The sequence below is a fragment of the Streptomyces sp. NPDC012825 genome, from assembly GCF_042900925.1.
GTDB lineage: Bacteria > Actinomycetota > Actinomycetes > Streptomycetales > Streptomycetaceae > Streptomyces.
The window spans coordinates 85967-100880 of sequence record NZ_JBIBBZ010000014.1 but is presented as its reverse complement, the minus strand read 5'-3'; the positions used below and the strand labels follow the sequence as shown (position 1 = coordinate 100880).

At 74.6% G+C, this 14914-nt stretch carries 14 protein-coding genes; 8 read left to right on the top strand and 6 right to left on the bottom strand.

All coding sequences use genetic code 11. The annotated features are described in order from the left end of the window. Positions 1-15: 15 nt before the first annotated feature. Positions 16-1242 carry an ROK family protein gene (locus ACFY7E_RS25140; protein WP_383440022.1) on the bottom strand — a complete coding sequence of 409 codons (1227 nt, stop codon included), beginning with the start codon at positions 1240-1242 and terminating at the stop codon, positions 16-18. A gap of 84 nt (positions 1243-1326) precedes the next feature. Between ACFY7E_RS25140 and ACFY7E_RS25135 the strand changes: the two genes are divergently transcribed. Beyond that, positions 1327-2559: an MFS transporter gene (locus ACFY7E_RS25135; protein ID WP_389488400.1), complete on the top strand. Its 1233-nt coding sequence runs from the start codon at positions 1327-1329 to the stop codon at positions 2557-2559. Between the two features lie 79 nt (positions 2560-2638). Next, positions 2639-3394 (top strand): maleylpyruvate isomerase family mycothiol-dependent enzyme, encoded by a 756-nt coding sequence (locus ACFY7E_RS25130; protein ID WP_389488522.1) that lies wholly within the window; start codon positions 2639-2641, stop codon positions 3392-3394. Positions 3395-3526: 132 nt separating this feature from the next. On the opposite strand, the gene ACFY7E_RS25125 is transcribed toward ACFY7E_RS25130, so the two are convergent. Beyond that, on the bottom strand, positions 3527-3925 hold the full coding sequence (locus ACFY7E_RS25125; protein ID WP_389488398.1) for a MarR family winged helix-turn-helix transcriptional regulator: 399 nt from the start codon (positions 3923-3925) through the stop codon (positions 3527-3529). Between the two features lie 87 nt (positions 3926-4012). On the opposite strand from ACFY7E_RS25125, the gene ACFY7E_RS25120 reads away from it, so the two are divergent. After that, positions 4013-5581: an MFS transporter gene (locus ACFY7E_RS25120; RefSeq protein WP_389488396.1), complete on the top strand. Its 1569-nt coding sequence runs from the start codon at positions 4013-4015 to the stop codon at positions 5579-5581. 136 nt (positions 5582-5717) lie between these two features. On the opposite strand, the gene ACFY7E_RS25115 is transcribed toward ACFY7E_RS25120, so the two are convergent. Then, positions 5718-6413, bottom strand: coding sequence for a TetR/AcrR family transcriptional regulator (locus ACFY7E_RS25115; RefSeq protein WP_389488394.1), 696 nt, complete (start codon positions 6411-6413; stop codon positions 5718-5720). Between the two features lie 173 nt (positions 6414-6586). Here ACFY7E_RS25115 and ACFY7E_RS25110 point away from each other — a divergent pair, with 173 nt between their 5' ends. Then, complete coding sequence (locus ACFY7E_RS25110) at positions 6587-7090, top strand: nitroreductase family deazaflavin-dependent oxidoreductase (protein ID WP_389488392.1); 504 nt, start codon at positions 6587-6589, stop codon at positions 7088-7090. Between the two features lie 79 nt (positions 7091-7169). Here the strand turns inward: ACFY7E_RS25110 and ACFY7E_RS25105 are convergent, their stop codons facing one another. Then, entirely contained in the window at positions 7170-8558 is a 1389-nt protein-coding gene (locus tag ACFY7E_RS25105; RefSeq protein ID WP_389488520.1) for a geranylgeranyl reductase family protein, read from the bottom strand. Between the two features lie 327 nt (positions 8559-8885). Between ACFY7E_RS25105 and ACFY7E_RS25100 the strand changes: the two genes are divergently transcribed. Both ACFY7E_RS25100 and ACFY7E_RS25095 read left to right on the top strand, forming a co-directional pair. Next, positions 8886-10250, top strand: a complete 1365-nt coding sequence (locus tag ACFY7E_RS25100) for a dipeptidase (protein ID WP_389488389.1) — start codon at positions 8886-8888, stop codon at positions 10248-10250. A 96-nt stretch (positions 10251-10346) separates the two neighbouring features. Further along, positions 10347-11042 (top strand): MBL fold metallo-hydrolase, encoded by a 696-nt coding sequence (locus ACFY7E_RS25095; protein ID WP_389488387.1) that lies wholly within the window; start codon positions 10347-10349, stop codon positions 11040-11042. Positions 11043-11099: 57 nt separating this feature from the next. Here ACFY7E_RS25095 and ACFY7E_RS25090 read toward each other — a convergent pair whose 3' ends face one another. After that, the gene (locus ACFY7E_RS25090) at positions 11100-12134 is read right to left on the bottom strand and encodes an NUDIX domain-containing protein (RefSeq protein ID WP_389488385.1); all 1035 of its coding nucleotides are present in this window, start codon (positions 12132-12134) and stop codon (positions 11100-11102) included. A 147-nt stretch (positions 12135-12281) separates the two neighbouring features. On the opposite strand from ACFY7E_RS25090, the gene ACFY7E_RS25085 reads away from it, so the two are divergent. Beyond that, the gene (locus tag ACFY7E_RS25085) at positions 12282-12506 is read left to right on the top strand and encodes a hypothetical protein (RefSeq protein WP_389488383.1); all 225 of its coding nucleotides are present in this window, start codon (positions 12282-12284) and stop codon (positions 12504-12506) included. 212 nt (positions 12507-12718) lie between these two features. On the opposite strand, the gene ACFY7E_RS25080 is transcribed toward ACFY7E_RS25085, so the two are convergent. Further along, complete coding sequence (locus ACFY7E_RS25080; protein ID WP_389488382.1) at positions 12719-13708, bottom strand: ROK family protein; 990 nt, start codon at positions 13706-13708, stop codon at positions 12719-12721. 164 nt (positions 13709-13872) lie between these two features. Between ACFY7E_RS25080 and ACFY7E_RS25075 the strand changes: the two genes are divergently transcribed. After that, entirely contained in the window at positions 13873-14907 is a 1035-nt protein-coding gene (locus ACFY7E_RS25075) for a LacI family DNA-binding transcriptional regulator (protein WP_389488380.1), read from the top strand. The last annotated feature ends 7 nt before the right edge of the window (positions 14908-14914 follow it).

Genomic DNA, 14914 nt, shown 5'->3' with positions numbered 1-14914 from the left:
CGGGCGGCCTCTTCCTCAGACCGGTTCACGGGAGAGGGCCGCCAGGGGGTCGTCCAGGACCGGCTGCCAGGCCAGTTCGGCGGCGCCCACGAGGCTGTTGTGGTCCAGGGTGCCGGGGAGGATCGGCACGCCGCCGCTGCGGCCCCAGAGGCTGCGGTCGGCGACGACCGCGCGGAGGCGCTCGGGGTCGGCGTCGAGGAGTTCGCGGTGGAGGCCGCCGAGGACGATCCGGTCCGGGTTGAGGATGTTCACCAGACCGGCGAGGCCGAGGCCGAGACGGTCGATCAGCTCCCCCACGGCGACCCGGACGCCGGGGTCGTCCGGGCTGGTGCGCAGCAGGTCGCGGGACTGCTGGAGCAGCGAGACCTCGGGGCCCGGGACGCGGCCCGCGGTCGTGAGGAAGGCGAGCGGGTCGGTCTCGACGTCGAGGCAGCCCCGGCCGCCGCAGTGGCACGGGCGGCCCTCCGGGTTCACCGTCAGGTGGCCGACCTCCAGGGCGAGGCCCGCGCTGCCCGTGTGCAGGCGCCCGTCGAGCACGAGCGCGCCACCGACGCCCCGGTGGCCGGTGGCCACGCAGAGCAGGTCCCTGGCGCCCCGCCCGGCGCCGTGGCGGTATTCGGCGAGGGCGGCGAGGTTCACGTCGTTGCCGGTGAAGGCGGGGCCCTCGATGCCGGCCTCCCGCACCCGTTCGGCGAAGATCTGCCGGACCGGGGCCCCGGCGGGCCAGGCCAGGTGGAGCGGGTTGAGGGCGGTGCCCTCGGGCTCGGCGACCGCGGAGGGCACGGCGAGACCGGCTCCGACGCAGCGGCGGCCGCTCTTCTCCAGGAGGGCCGCTCCGGCGTCGACCACGGCGCCGAGGACCTGGGCGGGGTCGGCGGAGACGGTGACGCTCCCGGGGGCCGTGGCGACGATCGTGCCGCCGAGGCCGACGAGCGCGGCCCGGAAGCCGTCCGGGTGGACCTGCGCGGCGAGGGCGACGGGGCCCTTCTCGTCGACGGCGAGCCGGTGCGAGGGGCGGCCCTGGGAGCCCGCGGCGGCCCCGGGGTTGGAGTCGACCCGGATGAGGCCGAGGGCCTCCAGCTCGGCGGCGACGGCTCCGGCGGTGGCGCGGGTGACGCCGAGCTCGGCGGTGAGGACGGCCCGGGTGGGCGCCCTGCCGGTGTGCACCAGCTCAAGCGCGGGGCCGAGCGCGTTGCGCCCCCTGTCCAGCCGTGTCCGGGTCGTCGTCGCCTTGCCGTTCATGGGGGCGAGTCTCCCATGATCGGACGGCGCCCCCGACCTCACGGGCCGGTTGATTCCCCCGCTCTCCGCCCCTATCCTGAGTTTGTGCCGCTACTAAACAAAGTACGGACGGCCGCCTCGGGGGGCTCCGGCGGAGACACCGCCACCCGTTCCCTGTCCCGCCTCCGCTCCGCCCTGACCCTCTTCTTCGCCCTCGACGGTTTCCTGTTCGCCGGCTGGGTGGTCCGGATCCCCGCCGTCAAGGAGCAGACCGGCGCCTCCGCCGGGGACCTCGGCCTCGCGCTCCTCGGGGTGTCGGCGGGCGCCGTGGTGACCATGACGCTGACCGGGCGGCTCTGCCGCCGGTACGGCTCCCACGCGGTCGCCGTCGCCACCGCCGTACTCCTCTCGCTCTCCGTCGCCCTGCCCGCGCTCACCCGCTCCCCGCTCGCCCTCGGCCTCGTCCTGCTCGTCTTCGGCGCCGCGTACGGCGGCATCAACGTGGCCATGAACAGCGCTGCCGTGGACGTCGTGACCGCACTGCGGCGCCCCGTGATGCCGAGCTTCCACGCCGCGTTCAGCCTCGGCGGCATGCTGGGCGCGGGGCTCGGCGGGCTGCTCGCCGGAAGCCTCTCCCCCACCGCCCACCTCCTCGGCCTCACGGTCGTCGGCCTGGCCCTGACGGGCGCCGCCGGGCCCGTCCTCCTGCGCCACCCCTCCCCCGCCCCGCCCGAGGCCCTCCTCTCCCCGTCCCCCGCTCCCGGCACGCGGCCGGACGCCCCGGCCCCGCGCCGTACGGTCCTCGTCTTCGGACTGATCGCGCTCTGCACGGCCTACGGCGAGGGCGCGCTCGCCGACTGGGGCGCCCTGCACCTCACCCAGGACCTGCACGCCCATCCGGGGGTGGCCGCCGCCGGGTACTCCGTGTTCGCGCTGACCATGACCGCCGGCCGGCTCTCCGGCACCGCGCTGCTGGAACGCCTCGGCCAGACCCGCACCCTGGTCGCGGGCGGCGCGACCGCCGCCGCGGGGATGCTGCTCGGCGCGCTCGCGCCGACCGTCTGGGCCGCGCTCCTCGGCTTCGCCGTGACCGGTCTCGGTCTCGCCAACATCTTTCCCGTCGCCGTGGCCCGCGCCGGCGCGCTCGCCGGTCCCGGCGGGGTGGCAACCGCGTCCACCCTCGGGTACGGCGGGATGCTGCTCGGCCCGCCCTCGATCGGGTTCCTCGCCGACCGGTTCTCCCTGCCGACCGCGCTCACCACGGTCGCGGCGCTCGCCGCCGGTGCCGCGGTGATGGGCTACCTGGCCCGGGACGCCAAGGCCGCCCGGACGGTCTGACGCCCATGCCCCAGGGGCGTATCCCGTGATCTCCGCTCCTGTCAGAATCCGTTCCATGGACATGATCACCGGGGGGACGATGAGGATCGCGGAGCACATCGAGGCGCTGGAAGCCGCCGGCCCGGGTCTGGCGGAGGCGGCGGCCGGAGCCGGGCCGGACGCGGAGGTGCCGACCTGCCCGGGGTGGCGGATCCGCGACCTCCTGCGGCACGTGACGACGGTGCACCGCTGGGCCACGACCTACGTGACCGAAGGACACACCGCGTACCACCCGGACGGCGGCGAACCGGCGCTCGACGGCGACGAGTTGCTCGCCCACTACCGCGAGGGCCACGCGGACCTGGTCGCCGCCCTGCGCGCCGCGCCGGAGGACCTGGAGTGCTGGACGTTCCTCCCGGCGCCCTCGCCTCTCGCCTTCTGGGCCCGGCGGCAGGCGCACGAGACGGCCGTCCACCGCGCGGACGCGGAGTCGGCGCTCCCGGCCGGTCCCGGGCCGGTGGCCCCGGCGGTCGGTGCCGACGGGATCGACGAGCTGCTGAACGCCTTCCACGCCCGGAGCCGCAGCCGGGTCCGCACGCCCGGACCCAGGACCCTGCGAGTGCGGGCGACGGACACCGGTGACGTCTGGACCGTACGGCTCTCGGCGGACGCCCCGCGCACGGAGCGCACGACCGGTTTCCCGGCCGGCGACCCCGTGGACACGGAGCTGAGCGGGCCCGCCGGGTCGCTGTACCTGGCTCTGTGGAATCGGCTGCCCGAGGACGCGGTCACCGTCACCGGGGACGCCTCGCTCGTCCGCCTGTGGCGGGAGAAGTCGGCGATCACCTGGGACTGAGGGGCTCCGAGCGGGTGCCGGTGACGCGCCCGCTCCGGCGCGAGAGTCCTCCTTCGACGGCCTCGACGGCGCCGACCTGGAGATCATCCGGTCGCGGAACGGCTCGAACCGGACGGGACGCGAGCGGACGCCTCAGGAGGACCGGTCCAGCATCCGGGTCAGCACCTCGCGCTGGAGGGGCTTCGCCTCGATGTGGCGGCCGAGCCCCTTCTCGGTGAGCCTCACCTGGACGCCGCGCCGGTCCTCGGGGCACATGCCCCGGGCGACCAGGCCGTCCTTCTCCAGGCGGGCGACGAGCCGGGAGAGCGCGCTCTGGCTGAGGTGGACGCGGCCGGCCAGTTCCTGGACGCGCCAGGACACCGGGCCGTCCTCGGACGCGCCCTCGGCGAGCACGTCGAGGACCTCGAAGTCACTGGCACAGAGTCCGTGCGGCTGGAGGGCCCGGTCGAGCTCACAGGTCGTCCGTGCGTGCAGGGCGAGGACGTCACGCCACTCGTCCACGAGTGCGCGTTCGGACTTGTTCGCTGCCATGACCGCACGTTAGCAGAAACCACCCCTTTTGTTGCACAGGAATTAAATGCGTTTGCATTCAATGCATGCGCATGTACTGTGCTGCCCATGACCTCTCCGCTCACCGACGCACCCCCGGCCGACCGGGAACACTGGAGTCCGCGCCTCTGGGGCACCCTGCTCGTGCTCTGCGCCGCGATGTTCCTCGACGCCCTCGACGTCTCCATGGTCGGCGTCGCCCTGCCCTCGATCGCCGCCGATCTCGACCTGTCCACCGCCACCCTCCAGTGGATCGTGAGCGGCTACATCCTCGGCTACGGAGGGCTGCTGCTCCTCGGCGGCCGCGCCGCCGACCTGCTCGGCCGGCGCCGGGTCTTCCTGATCGCGCTCGCCGTCTTCGCGCTCGCCTCCCTGCTGGGCGGACTCGTCGACTCCGGGCCGCTCCTCATCGCCAGCCGGTTCGTCAAGGGGCTCAGCGCCGCCTTCACCGCCCCCGCCGGCCTGTCGATCATCACGACCACCTTCAAGGAGGGCCCGCAGCGCAACCGGGCCCTGTCCATCTACACCACCTGCGCCGCCACCGGCTTCTCCATGGGCCTCGTCCTGTCCGGGCTGCTCACGGAGCTGAGCTGGCGGTGGACCATGCTGCTCCCCGCCCCCGTCGCCCTGATCGCCCTCGTCTTCGCGCTGCGCCTCATCCCGCACAGCTCCCGCGACGACTCCTCCGGCGGCTACGACCTGCCGGGCGCCGTCACGGGCACGGCCGCGATGCTGCTGCTCGTCTTCACCGTCGTGGAGGCCCCCGAGGCGGGCTGGGCCTCCGCCCGCACCCTGCTGTCCTTCCTGGTGGCCGCCGCCCTGCTCGTCGCCTTCGTCCTGATCGAACGGCGCAGCGCGAGCCCCTTGGTGCGGCTCGGGGTGCTGCGCTCCGGCTCGCAGGTCCGGGCCCAGCTCGGCGCGGCGGCCTTCTTCGGCTCGTACGTCGCCTTCCAGTTCATCGTGACCCAGTACATGCAGTCGCTGCTCGGCTGGTCCGCGCTCCAGACGGCGCTCGCCTTCCTTCCCGCCGGCGTGCTCGTGGCCCTCTCGTCCACGAAGATCGGCGGCATCGTGGACCGGTTCGGCACGCCCCGGGTGATCGCCGCCGGCTTCACGCTCCTCGTCGTCGGGTACGCGCTCTTCCTGCGGATCTCGCTCGTCCCGCAGTACGCGGCCGTGATCCTGCCGTCGATGCTGCTCATCGGCGCGGCCTGCGCCCTGGTCTTCCCCTCGCTCAACATCCAGGCCACCAACGGCGTGGACGACCGCGAGCAGGGCATGGTCTCGGGTCTGCTGAACACCTCGATCCAGGTCGGCGGCGCGTTCTTCCTCGCCGTGACCACCGCCGTCATCACCGCGGCCGGCGGACACGGCGGGGACGCCTCCCCGCAGGCGGTCCTGGACGGCTTCCGTCCGGGCCTGGCCGTGGTCGCGGTCATCGCCCTCGCCGGGCTGCTCGTCACCCTGCCGGGGCTGCGCGGGCCCCGGGGCACGAGCGGGTCGGTCGTGGTCGCGCGGTCCTCGGCCGTCGACCCGGCGGCCGGGGAGTTGGTGGCCGGGGATCCGGTCGCCGTGGACGTGTCCGACCGGACCCCGAGCGCCGGGGACGTCCCGGCCAAGGCCGCCCTCCTCGACTGATCGTCGGGAAGGGTACGGGGGGAACGGGGGGAACGGGGGCGTGCGGCCGTCCGGCGCTTCGGCGACCGGGCGGCCGCGCGGTGACGCCCGCGGCCGGGCGGCGGCATCCGCGGCCGGGCGGCGCGTCCGGGCGGGTTCAGCCGCGCGGAAGCAGGCCCACGTCCTGGCCCAGACGACGGGCGGCGGCGGCGAAGAAGGCGTCGCGGTCCTCGACGACGCGGTGGAACTGGCCGAAGACCTCGAAGGAGATCAGGCCGAAGAGCTGCGACCAGGCGGCGACGAGGGCGACGGCGAGGGCCGGGGGAAGGTCCGGGGCGACGTCGGCGGCGATCCGCTCGGCCTCGGCGCGCAGGGCGTCCGGGAGCGGGGGAAGGGCGAGGCCCTCTCCGGTGTGGGCCAGGCGGGCGATCCCGATGAGGGCGAGACCGACACGGGCGGCGGGGGCGACGGTGTCCTGGGGCGCACTGTAGCCGGGGACCGGGGAGCCGTAGATCAGGGCGTACTCGTGGGGGTGGGCGACCGCCCAGGCGCGGACCGCCCGGCAGACGGCGGTCCAGCGGTCCAGCGGTCGCCGCCCCGCGGAGTCGGCGGCGGCCCGTTCGGCGGCGGCGCCGACGGCGTCGTAGGCGTCGACGATCAGGGCGGTGAGGAGGTCGTCGCGGCTCGGGAAGTAGCGGTAGAGCGCGGAGGACACCATGCCCAGCTCGCGGGCGACGGCCCGCAGGGACAGCTTGGCGGCGCCTTCCGCCGCGAGCTGGGCGCGGGCCTCCTCCTTGATGGCGGCGGTGATCTCGATGCGGGCGCGGGCGCGAACTCCTCGAACGGTCGTCATGGAGAGCAGTGTGCCACTTTCGGAGCGCCGCATCGAAAAGAGAGCACCGCTCTTGATTGTGAGCACAGAGCCGTGCACACTGATCTCAAGCGAGAGCAGTGCTCACGCTTCTCTCCTCGCCGGACGCCACGATCACGCCCGCAGTCGCAGCCCGCAGCCTTCAGGAGGCAGCCATGTCCGCCCAGTCCCCCGACCCCACCGGCCCCTCCCCCGCCACCCACGCCATGAAGCCCGGCTGGTTCACCGTGAACGTCCTCAACCGCCTGGTCGCCTGGACGACCCGGCGCGGCGTCAGCGTCTGGGGGTCCCGCGTCCTCGCCGTCCGGGGACGCAAGAGCGGCGAATGGCGCCGCACCCCCGTCAACCTCCTGACGGTGGACGGCGTCCAGTACCTCGTGGCTCCCCGCGGCCACGTCCAGTGGACCCACAACATGCGGGCCGCCGGCGGTGGGCGACTGCATCTCGGCAAGCGCGTGGAGGAGTTCACCGCCGTCGAGGTCGCCGACGACGCCAAGCCCGCGCTGCTCCGCGCCTACCTCAAGCGCTGGAAGGCCGAGGTCGGCGTCTTCTTCGGCGGGGTCGGTCCGGACTCCTCCGACGCCGAGCTGCGCGCCGTCGCGCCGAAGCACCCCGTCTTCCGCATCACGACGACGGGCCCCGCCGGCCCGGCCGCGTGAGCGGACCGGACCGGACCGGACCGAAGGGGTCCGTACGGGGCGTGGGCCTTCGAAACCTGCGGGACCTTCAGAGGCGTACTCAGAGTTGCTCGGGCTTCTCCCGGCCCCCGCCCGCCTCCGTGCCCTCGGCGCCCTTCGCGCCTTCCACGCGCTCCGTACCTTCCGCGCTCTCCGTACCTTCCGCGTCGTCCGCCTCCGACGCGTCCCGGCCCTTCGCCGTGACGCCCCGGCCCGCCGGGCCGACACCGGACGAGGTGTCCAGGCGCTTGTCCAGGATCTCCAGGGCCCGCCGGGCCAGACCGTTCGAGCGGACCATGCCGCCGAGGGTGGCGGAGCCCCGGGTGATGTCGGCGAAGGCGTTCCAGGCCGGCCGCAGCCCCGTGAGCGTGGCGTGCAGCAGCCCCGGACGCCGCTCGAAGACGGCGAGCATCCGCCGCCCGACCGCCATCTCCACGCCGAGGCCAGCCTTGACGGCGAAGGCGTAGTTCAGGGCCTGGCGGCGCGCGTCGACCGCGTCGCTCGCCTCGGCGACCCGCACCGCCCACTCGCCCGCGAGGCGGCCCGAGCGGAGCGCGTACGAGATGCCCTCGCGCGTCCACGGCTCCAGGAGACCGGCCGCGTCGCCGCAGACCAGGACCCGGCCGCGGGAGAGCGGCGAGTCGTCGGTGCGGCAGCGGGTCAGATGGCCGGAGGAGATCGAGGGCTCGAAGCCGGCCAGGCCGAGCCGGGCGACGAAGTCCTCCAGGTACCGCTTGGTGGCGGCCCCCTCGCCGCGTGCCGAGATCACGCCGACGGTCAGCGTGTCGCCCTTGGGGAAGACCCAGCCGTAACTGCCGGGCATCGGGCCCCAGTCGATGAGGACGCGCCCCTTCCAGTCCTCGGCGACGGACGGCGGCACGGGGATCTCCGCCTCCAGGCCCAGGTCGACCTGGCCCATCTTCACCCCGACGTGAGCGCCTATGCGGCTGGCACTGCCGTCGGCGCCGACGACCGCGCGCGCCAGGATCGTCTCGCCGTCGGCCAGGACGACGGCGGCGGTCCGCCGGTCCGGCACCGAAGGACCGTGCTGCTCCACCCGGGTCACCGTGGCGCCTGTCCGCAGCTCGGCGCCGGCCTTCCGCGCGTGCTGGACGAGCTGCGCGTCGAACTCGGGGCGGTTGATGAGCCCGAAGAGCATCCGGCGCGAACGGCGGGTGCGGGCGAAGCGCCCTTCGAGGGAGAAGGTGACGGCGTGCACCCTGTCCTGGAGGGGCAGTTCGAAGCCCGGCGGGAGCGCGTCGCGGGAGGGGCCGATGATGCCGCCGCCGCAGGTCTTGTACCGGGGCAGCTCGGACTTCTCCAGGAGGAGCACCCGGCGTCCGGCCACCGCCGCCGCGTAGGCCGCGGACGCGCCGGCCGGTCCGGCGCCGACGACCACGACGTCCCAGACGTCCGCCGCGCCGTCCGGGTCCGCCTCCTCGCCCTCCACGACGGGGGCCGCGCCCGTGACGTCGCCCGCGGTGTCGTCCGCGCCTCCGTCCTCCACCGCGCCCGGGCCCTCGTTCCTCGCCGCCTCCGCACCGCTGCCCTCAGGAGCCGCGCCCTCGGGCTCGGTGTTCTCCGGACCGGCGTTCCCTGCGTGCTCGCTGCTCACGATGTGCTTCTGCTCCTGATCCGACCGGGGGTCTGCTCCTGACGCATCCTACGGCGCGGTAGCCGGGGCCCCGGCCGTAGGATCGACGGTGCGTTCGCCGCGCCACGACACGCGACGGACGCCTCCTCCCGTCGTAACGTCGCACCCATCAGGAGCGTGCCCATGACCTCGAATCCGATCGCAGGGACCGTACGGTCCCTGATGCCCCGCGCCAGGACGGAACTCGCGGAACTGGTGGCCTTCGAGTCGGTGGCGGACGAGAACGTGGCGCCGCGCAGCGAGTGCGAGGCGGCGGCGAACTGGGTCGCGGACGCGCTGCGCGCCGAGGACTTCCAGGACGTGGCGCTGCTCGACACCCCGGACGGCTCGCAGGCCGTGTACGGCATACTGCCCGGCCCGGCCGGCGCGCCGACCGTCCTGCTCTACGCGCACTACGACGTGCAGCCGAAGCTGGACGAGTCCGCGTGGCTCTCCCCGCCGTTCGAGCTGACCGAGCGCGACGGCCGCTGGTACGGGCGCGGTACGGCCGACTGCAAGGGCGGGGTGATCCTGCACCTGCTCGCGCTGCGCGCCCTGAAGGCGAACGGCGGCGTCCCGGTGACGGTCAAGGTGATCGTCGAGGGGTCGGAGGAGCAGGGCACCGGCGGTCTGGAGCGGTACGCCGAGGAGCACCCGGAGCTGCTGACCGCCGACGCGATCGTGATCGGCGACGCGGGCAACTTCCGCGTGGGCCTGCCGACGGTGACCGCGACCCTGCGCGGCATGACGATGATCCGGGTGCGGATCGACACCCTGGAGGGCAACCTGCACTCCGGTCAGTTCGGCGGCGCTGCCCCGGACGCCCTCGCCGCGCTGATCCGCGTGCTCGACTCGCTGCGCGGCCCGGACGGCTCGACCGTCGTCGACGGCCTGCCGGGCGACAAGGTGTGGGAGGGCCTCCAGTACCCGGAGGAGAACTTCCGCCAGGACGCCAAGGTGCTGCCGGGCGTGGACCTGCCGGGCGGCGGAACGGTCGCGGACCGCATCTGGGCGCGGCCCGCCGTCACCGTCGTCGGCATCGACTGCCACCCGGTGGCCGGCGCCACCCCGTCCATCCCGAAGACGGCCCGCGCGCAGATCAGCCTGCGGGTGCCGCCGGGCCAGGACGCGGCGGAGGCGACGAAGCTGCTCTTCGCCCACATCGAGAACCACACCCCGTGGAACGCCCGGGTGACCCTGGAGCAGGTCGGCCAGGGCCAGGCCTTCCAGGCGGACACGTCGAGCCCGGCGTACGCCTCGATGGCCGAGGCGATGGGGGTCGCGTACCCCGGTCAGGAGATGCAGACGGCCGGTCTGGGCGGCTCGATCCCGCTGTGCAACACGCTGGCCTCGCTGTACCCGGAGGCGGAGATCCTGCTGATCGGTCTGAGCGAGCCGGAGGCTCAGATCCACGCGCCCAACGAGTCGGTGTCGCCGGAGGAGCTGGAGCGCCTGTCGGTGGCCGAGGCGCACTTCCTCGTCAACTACGCCCGCTCGAAGCAGGTCTGACGGCACGTCGGTTCCCGATCAGGTTCAGCGTTCGGCGAAGCTCGCCGAGAGCGTAGAACGGGGCGGCGGGCCTGCGCGGACGCGTAGGTTCGCCGCATGGAACCCATCACAGTGACTCCGCGGCTGCACCTGCTCGACCACTCCATAGGCCAGGCCTACCTTTGGCGGGACGAGGAGGAGCTGACCCTGATCGACGCGGGCTGGGCGGGTACGGCGGACGCGACGGCGGCGGCCGTACGGGCGGCCGGCCTGGACCCGGACCGGCTGCGCCGCATCGTGCTGACCCACTGCCACCGGGACCACGTGGGCGCGGCCCAGGAGCTCGCGGACCGCCACGGGGCGGAGATCGTGGCGCACCGCCTGGACGCGCCGGTGGTCCGGGGCGCGGCGCCGGTCCCCGAGCCCGACCTCCTGGACTGGGAACTCCCCCTGTACCAACACGGTCTGACCGTGCCGGAGGCGCCGCCGACCCGGGTGGACCGGGAGGTCGAGGACGGCGAGGAGCTCGGCTTCGGCGACGGGGCCGTGGTGGTCCACACTCCCGGTCACACCCCGGGCTCGATGGCCGTTCACCTGCCGCGCCACGGCGTGCTGTTCGCCGGGGACACGGTGGCCTCGGTCCAGGAGGTGACCTTCGGCGTGTTCCACGTCGACCGCGCCCTCGCCCTGGAGTCGATGCGGAAGCTGGCGGAGCTCGACCCGTCGGTGCTGTGCTGCGGGCACGGCGCACCGGTGGTCACGGACACGGCGGCCCGGCTGAGGGCGGCGGCGGCCGGGACGGTTCTGGCCTGAGCGGCCCGGTTCCGACCGTGACGGCCCGGCCGGAACCGGGCCGTCCGCCCCGGCGGCTCACCCCACCGGGGCCCCGGCCTCCAGGTTGAGGACCGTGCCCCGTTCCCGCGCGCGCAGGGCCCAGCGGAGGCGCTGGTAGCGGACGGGCGGCAGCAGGTCGGCGGCCTCCTCCTCGGTGACGAAGCGCCAGCCGCGCAGTTCGGCCCCCGGGAGGCTCAGCCGCTTGGTGTCGGCGGGCCGGAGGGTGCCGCCGTCGAAGAGGAGGCGCAGCCCTCCGTACCCCGGGGGCGCGGGGCGCTCCCAGTCGACGAGCAGCAGCCGGGGCACGGCGTCGAGCACCAGACCGACCTCCTCGGCCACCTCCCGCATCCCGGCCCGGGCCGGGGGCTCGCCCGGCTCGACGACCCCGCCGGGGAACTCCCAGCCGGGCTTGTAGGTGGGGTCCACGAGCAGGAAGCGGTCCTGTTCGTCGAAGAGCAGCACCCCGGCGGCGACGGTCTCGCCGGTCGGCTCGGGCGTCTGGACGATCCCGCAGGGGGCGGCGAGCCCGTCCCGGACCGCGTCGGCGACGGTCCGGGCGGTCTCGGCCGCGGTGAGCGCGGAGTTGTCGACGGTGTACGCGTCGGCGGCGAGCCAGTCGAGGGCGGCGCGGTACGGGTCCACGTGTCCGTGGCACCACTCCCGTACCCGGGCGTCGACCTCGGGGTCGCCGTACTCCGCCCGGGCGTCGATCCGCTGCCGCAGGATCGTTTCCTCAGGTGCGAGCAGGATGTGGCGCACCTCGATGCGGCGGGCGGCGAGTCCGCCGAAGATCTCGTCGCGGTACCCCTGGCGGAGCAGGGTCATGGGGACGACCAGGACGCCGCCGACCTCGGCGAGCAGGGCGGCGGCGGTGTCGACGACGAGCCGTCGCCAGATGGGCAGGTCCTGGTAGTCCTCGATCTCGGCGAGCCGCTTGGCGGGAAGGAGCCGGCGCACCGCCCCGCCGGTGGACTCGGGGTCGTACAGGGTGCTGTGCGGGATCAGATCGACCAGTTCACGCGCGGTGCTGGACTTTCCCGCGCCGAACGCCCCGTTCAGCCAGACGATCACGTTTCCCCCTCTTCGGTAGCCGTCTGTGGCTTGCCCGCAACACCCTGCCACGAAAACCACGAACGTATGGATCGACGGAGGGATCGGCATGTGCGTGACGCTTCGGGGAAACCGTCGTTGGGAACGGCAAGCACGAGGGGTGTGGAGATGAGTCGTACGGTTCTCGAACGTTTTCCCGCCGGCGGCCCGCGGGGCAGCTGGCCGGCCGAGGAGTTCGCCGGCGCGCGGCGCGATGAGGGGGTGCCGGCCCGGGTGGTGATGGACCTGGAGACCGACGCGTTCCTGGTGGTCGTCGAACAGAGACCACCGGAGCGGAGGTCGGCCGAGGGCAGACTGGTCGGACAGAGGAGGGCCGAGCGGGTCCGGGAGTGAGCGGATACGGGAGGAGGGGAGCCGCGCGACGGCTCCCCTCCTCCCGTATGTCGTGCCCCTGGCCCCGAGGGACGGCGTGGGCGTCCGCGTTCGCTGCGGGGCGCGGCTTGGTGTGCACCGCCTCAAGAGCCGGCGCGCGCACCCGTGTTCGCTCTGGTGCGCGCTTTCGTGTGTGCGGCGTCAAGGGCCGGCGCACGCCTTCGCGTGCGACCTCAGGGACCGGTCCGTACAGCCGTGTTCGCTCCGGTGCGTGTCCCCGGCTCACGCGCGCGCGTGGCGGCCGCCGCCGCGCCGAGGAGGCCCGCGTCCGTGCCCGTGACGGCGGGGACGACCGTCAGGTTCCGTACGAAGGAGAGCGTGGCGTAGTCGCGGAGGCCGCGCCGGAGCGGGGCGAAGAGGACCTCGCCGGCGCCCGCCACCCCGCCGCCGACGACCGCGATGTCGATCTCGACGAGGGCCGCCGTGGCGGCGATGCCCGCCGCGAGCGCCCGGGCCGCGCGCTCGAACGCGGCGGTGGCCACCGGGTCCCCGGAGCGCGCGGCGGCGGCCACCCCGGCGGCGGAGACGTCGCCGTCGGGCCCCGGCCGCCAGCCGTTCTCCAGGGCGCGCCGCGCCAGGTGGGGGCCGCTGGCGATCCGTTCGACGCAGCCGCGCCCGCCGCACGCGCAGGGTTCGCCGTCCAGCTCGACCACGATGTGACCGATGTGACCGGCGTTGCCGGTGGGGCCGGGGTGGAGGCGCCCGTCCAGAACGAGGCCGCCGCCGACGCCCGTGGAGACCACGAGACAGAGGGCGTTGTCGTGGCCCCGGGCGGCCCCGAGCCAGTGTTCGGCGGCCGTCATGGCGACGCCGTCGCCGACGAGGGTGACGGGCCGTCCGCCGGCGGCCCGGTGGACCCGCTCGACGAGCGGATAGTCGCGCCAGCCGGGGACGTTGACGGGGCTGACGGTGCCCCGGGCCGCGTCGACCGGGCCGGCGCTGCCGATGCCGACGGCGTCGGCGGCCTCCCACAGCGGGGAGGCGGCGAGTTCTCCGAGGACGTCCTCGACCGCCGCCATCACCGTCTCGCCGTCCTCACGCGCGGGCGTGGGCCGCCGGGACCGGGCTCGGACGCGGCCCTCGCCGTCGACCAGGGCGCCGGCGATCTTGGTGCCCCCGATGTCGAGGGCGACGACGAGGCCCGTGGCGAGGTCGGTGTGCATGAGCGGGAAACCTCCGGGGACATCCGGGAACGGTCGGCAACGGTCGGGCGTCCGTATCGTCTCACGTGGCTTGACAACGTTGTCCAGGTCCTATGCTCGTGCCGGAGTCCGATAAGACGGCCCGGCCACGGCGGGGTCCCGACACGACGGAGGAACCGCAGACCGTGGCCGACACCGCCCACCGCCCCGAGCACCGCTACGGCAACCGGCCCACGATGAAGGACGTCGCCGCCAAGGCGGGCGTGGGCCTGAAGACGGTCTCCCGGGTGGTGAACGGCGAGCCGGGCGTCACCCCCGACACCGAGCGGCGGGTGCAGGAGGCCATCGAGGTCCTCGGCTTCCGGCGCAACGACAGCGCGCGGGTCCTGCGCAAGGGCAGGACCGCGACCGTCGGTCTGGTCCTGGAGGACCTGGCCGACCCCTTCTACGGTCCGCTGAGCCGGGCGGTCGAGGAGGTCGCGCGGGCGCACGGGACCCTGCTGATCAACGGGTCGAGCGCCGAGGACCCCGACCGGGAGCAGGAGCTGGCGCTCGCGCTGTGCGCGCGCCGGGTCGACGGCCTCATCGTCATCCCGGCCGGGGACGACCACCGCTATCTGGAGCCCGAGATCAGGGCGGGCGTCGCCACGGTCTTCGTCGACCGCCCCGCCGGGCGGATCGAGGCCGACGAGGTCCTCTCCGACAGCTTCGGCGGGGCGCGCGACGGCACTGCGCACCTGATCGCGCACGGCCACCGCCGGATCGGTTTCGTCGGCGACCGCCCGCGGATCCACACGGCGGCCGAGCGGCTGCGCGGCTACCGCGCGGCGATGGAGGACGCGGGCCTGCCGGTCCGGGAGGAGTGGGTCTCGCCGGGACCGACCGATCCGGAGCGGGTGGGGGCGGCGGTACGGGGGATGCTGGCCGCGCCGGAGCCGGTGACGGCGCTGTTCGCGGGGAACAACCGGGTCACCGTCACGGCCGTCCGGGTCCTCGCCGCGCACGCCCGGCCGGTCGCCCTGGTCGGCTTCGACGACATCGAACTGGCCGACCTGCTCGGCATCACGGTCGTCGCGCAGGACGCCGCCGCGCTCGGCCGGACGGCGGCGGAGCGGTTGTTCCGGCGTCTGGACGGGGCCGACGGGGCGCCGGAGCGGGTGGTGCTCGGCACGACGCTCCTCGCCCGGGGCTCGGGCGAGGTCCCGCCGCCGACGGACTGACGCCGAC

What these genes read in the sequence shown, in the direction of transcription:
- ACFY7E_RS25140 (WP_383440022.1), bottom strand. Translation starts at nt 1,242, where the DNA reads ATGAACGGCAAGGCGACGACGACCCGGACACGGCTGGACAGGGGGCGC.
- ACFY7E_RS25130 (WP_389488522.1), top strand. Translation starts at nt 2,639, where the DNA reads ATGAGGATCGCGGAGCACATCGAGGCGCTGGAAGCCGCCGGCCCGGGT.
- ACFY7E_RS25125 (WP_389488398.1), bottom strand. Translation starts at nt 3,925, where the DNA reads ATGGCAGCGAACAAGTCCGAACGCGCACTCGTGGACGAGTGGCGTGAC.
- ACFY7E_RS25120 (WP_389488396.1), top strand. Translation starts at nt 4,013, where the DNA reads ATGACCTCTCCGCTCACCGACGCACCCCCGGCCGACCGGGAACACTGG.
- ACFY7E_RS25115 (WP_389488394.1), bottom strand. Translation starts at nt 6,413, where the DNA reads ATGACGACCGTTCGAGGAGTTCGCGCCCGCGCCCGCATCGAGATCACC.
- ACFY7E_RS25110 (WP_389488392.1), top strand. Translation starts at nt 6,587, where the DNA reads ATGTCCGCCCAGTCCCCCGACCCCACCGGCCCCTCCCCCGCCACCCAC.
- ACFY7E_RS25100 (WP_389488389.1), top strand. Translation starts at nt 8,886, where the DNA reads ATGACCTCGAATCCGATCGCAGGGACCGTACGGTCCCTGATGCCCCGC.
- ACFY7E_RS25095 (WP_389488387.1), top strand. Translation starts at nt 10,347, where the DNA reads ATGGAACCCATCACAGTGACTCCGCGGCTGCACCTGCTCGACCACTCC.
- ACFY7E_RS25085 (WP_389488383.1), top strand. Translation starts at nt 12,282, where the DNA reads ATGAGTCGTACGGTTCTCGAACGTTTTCCCGCCGGCGGCCCGCGGGGC.
- ACFY7E_RS25080 (WP_389488382.1), bottom strand. Translation starts at nt 13,708, where the DNA reads ATGCACACCGACCTCGCCACGGGCCTCGTCGTCGCCCTCGACATCGGG.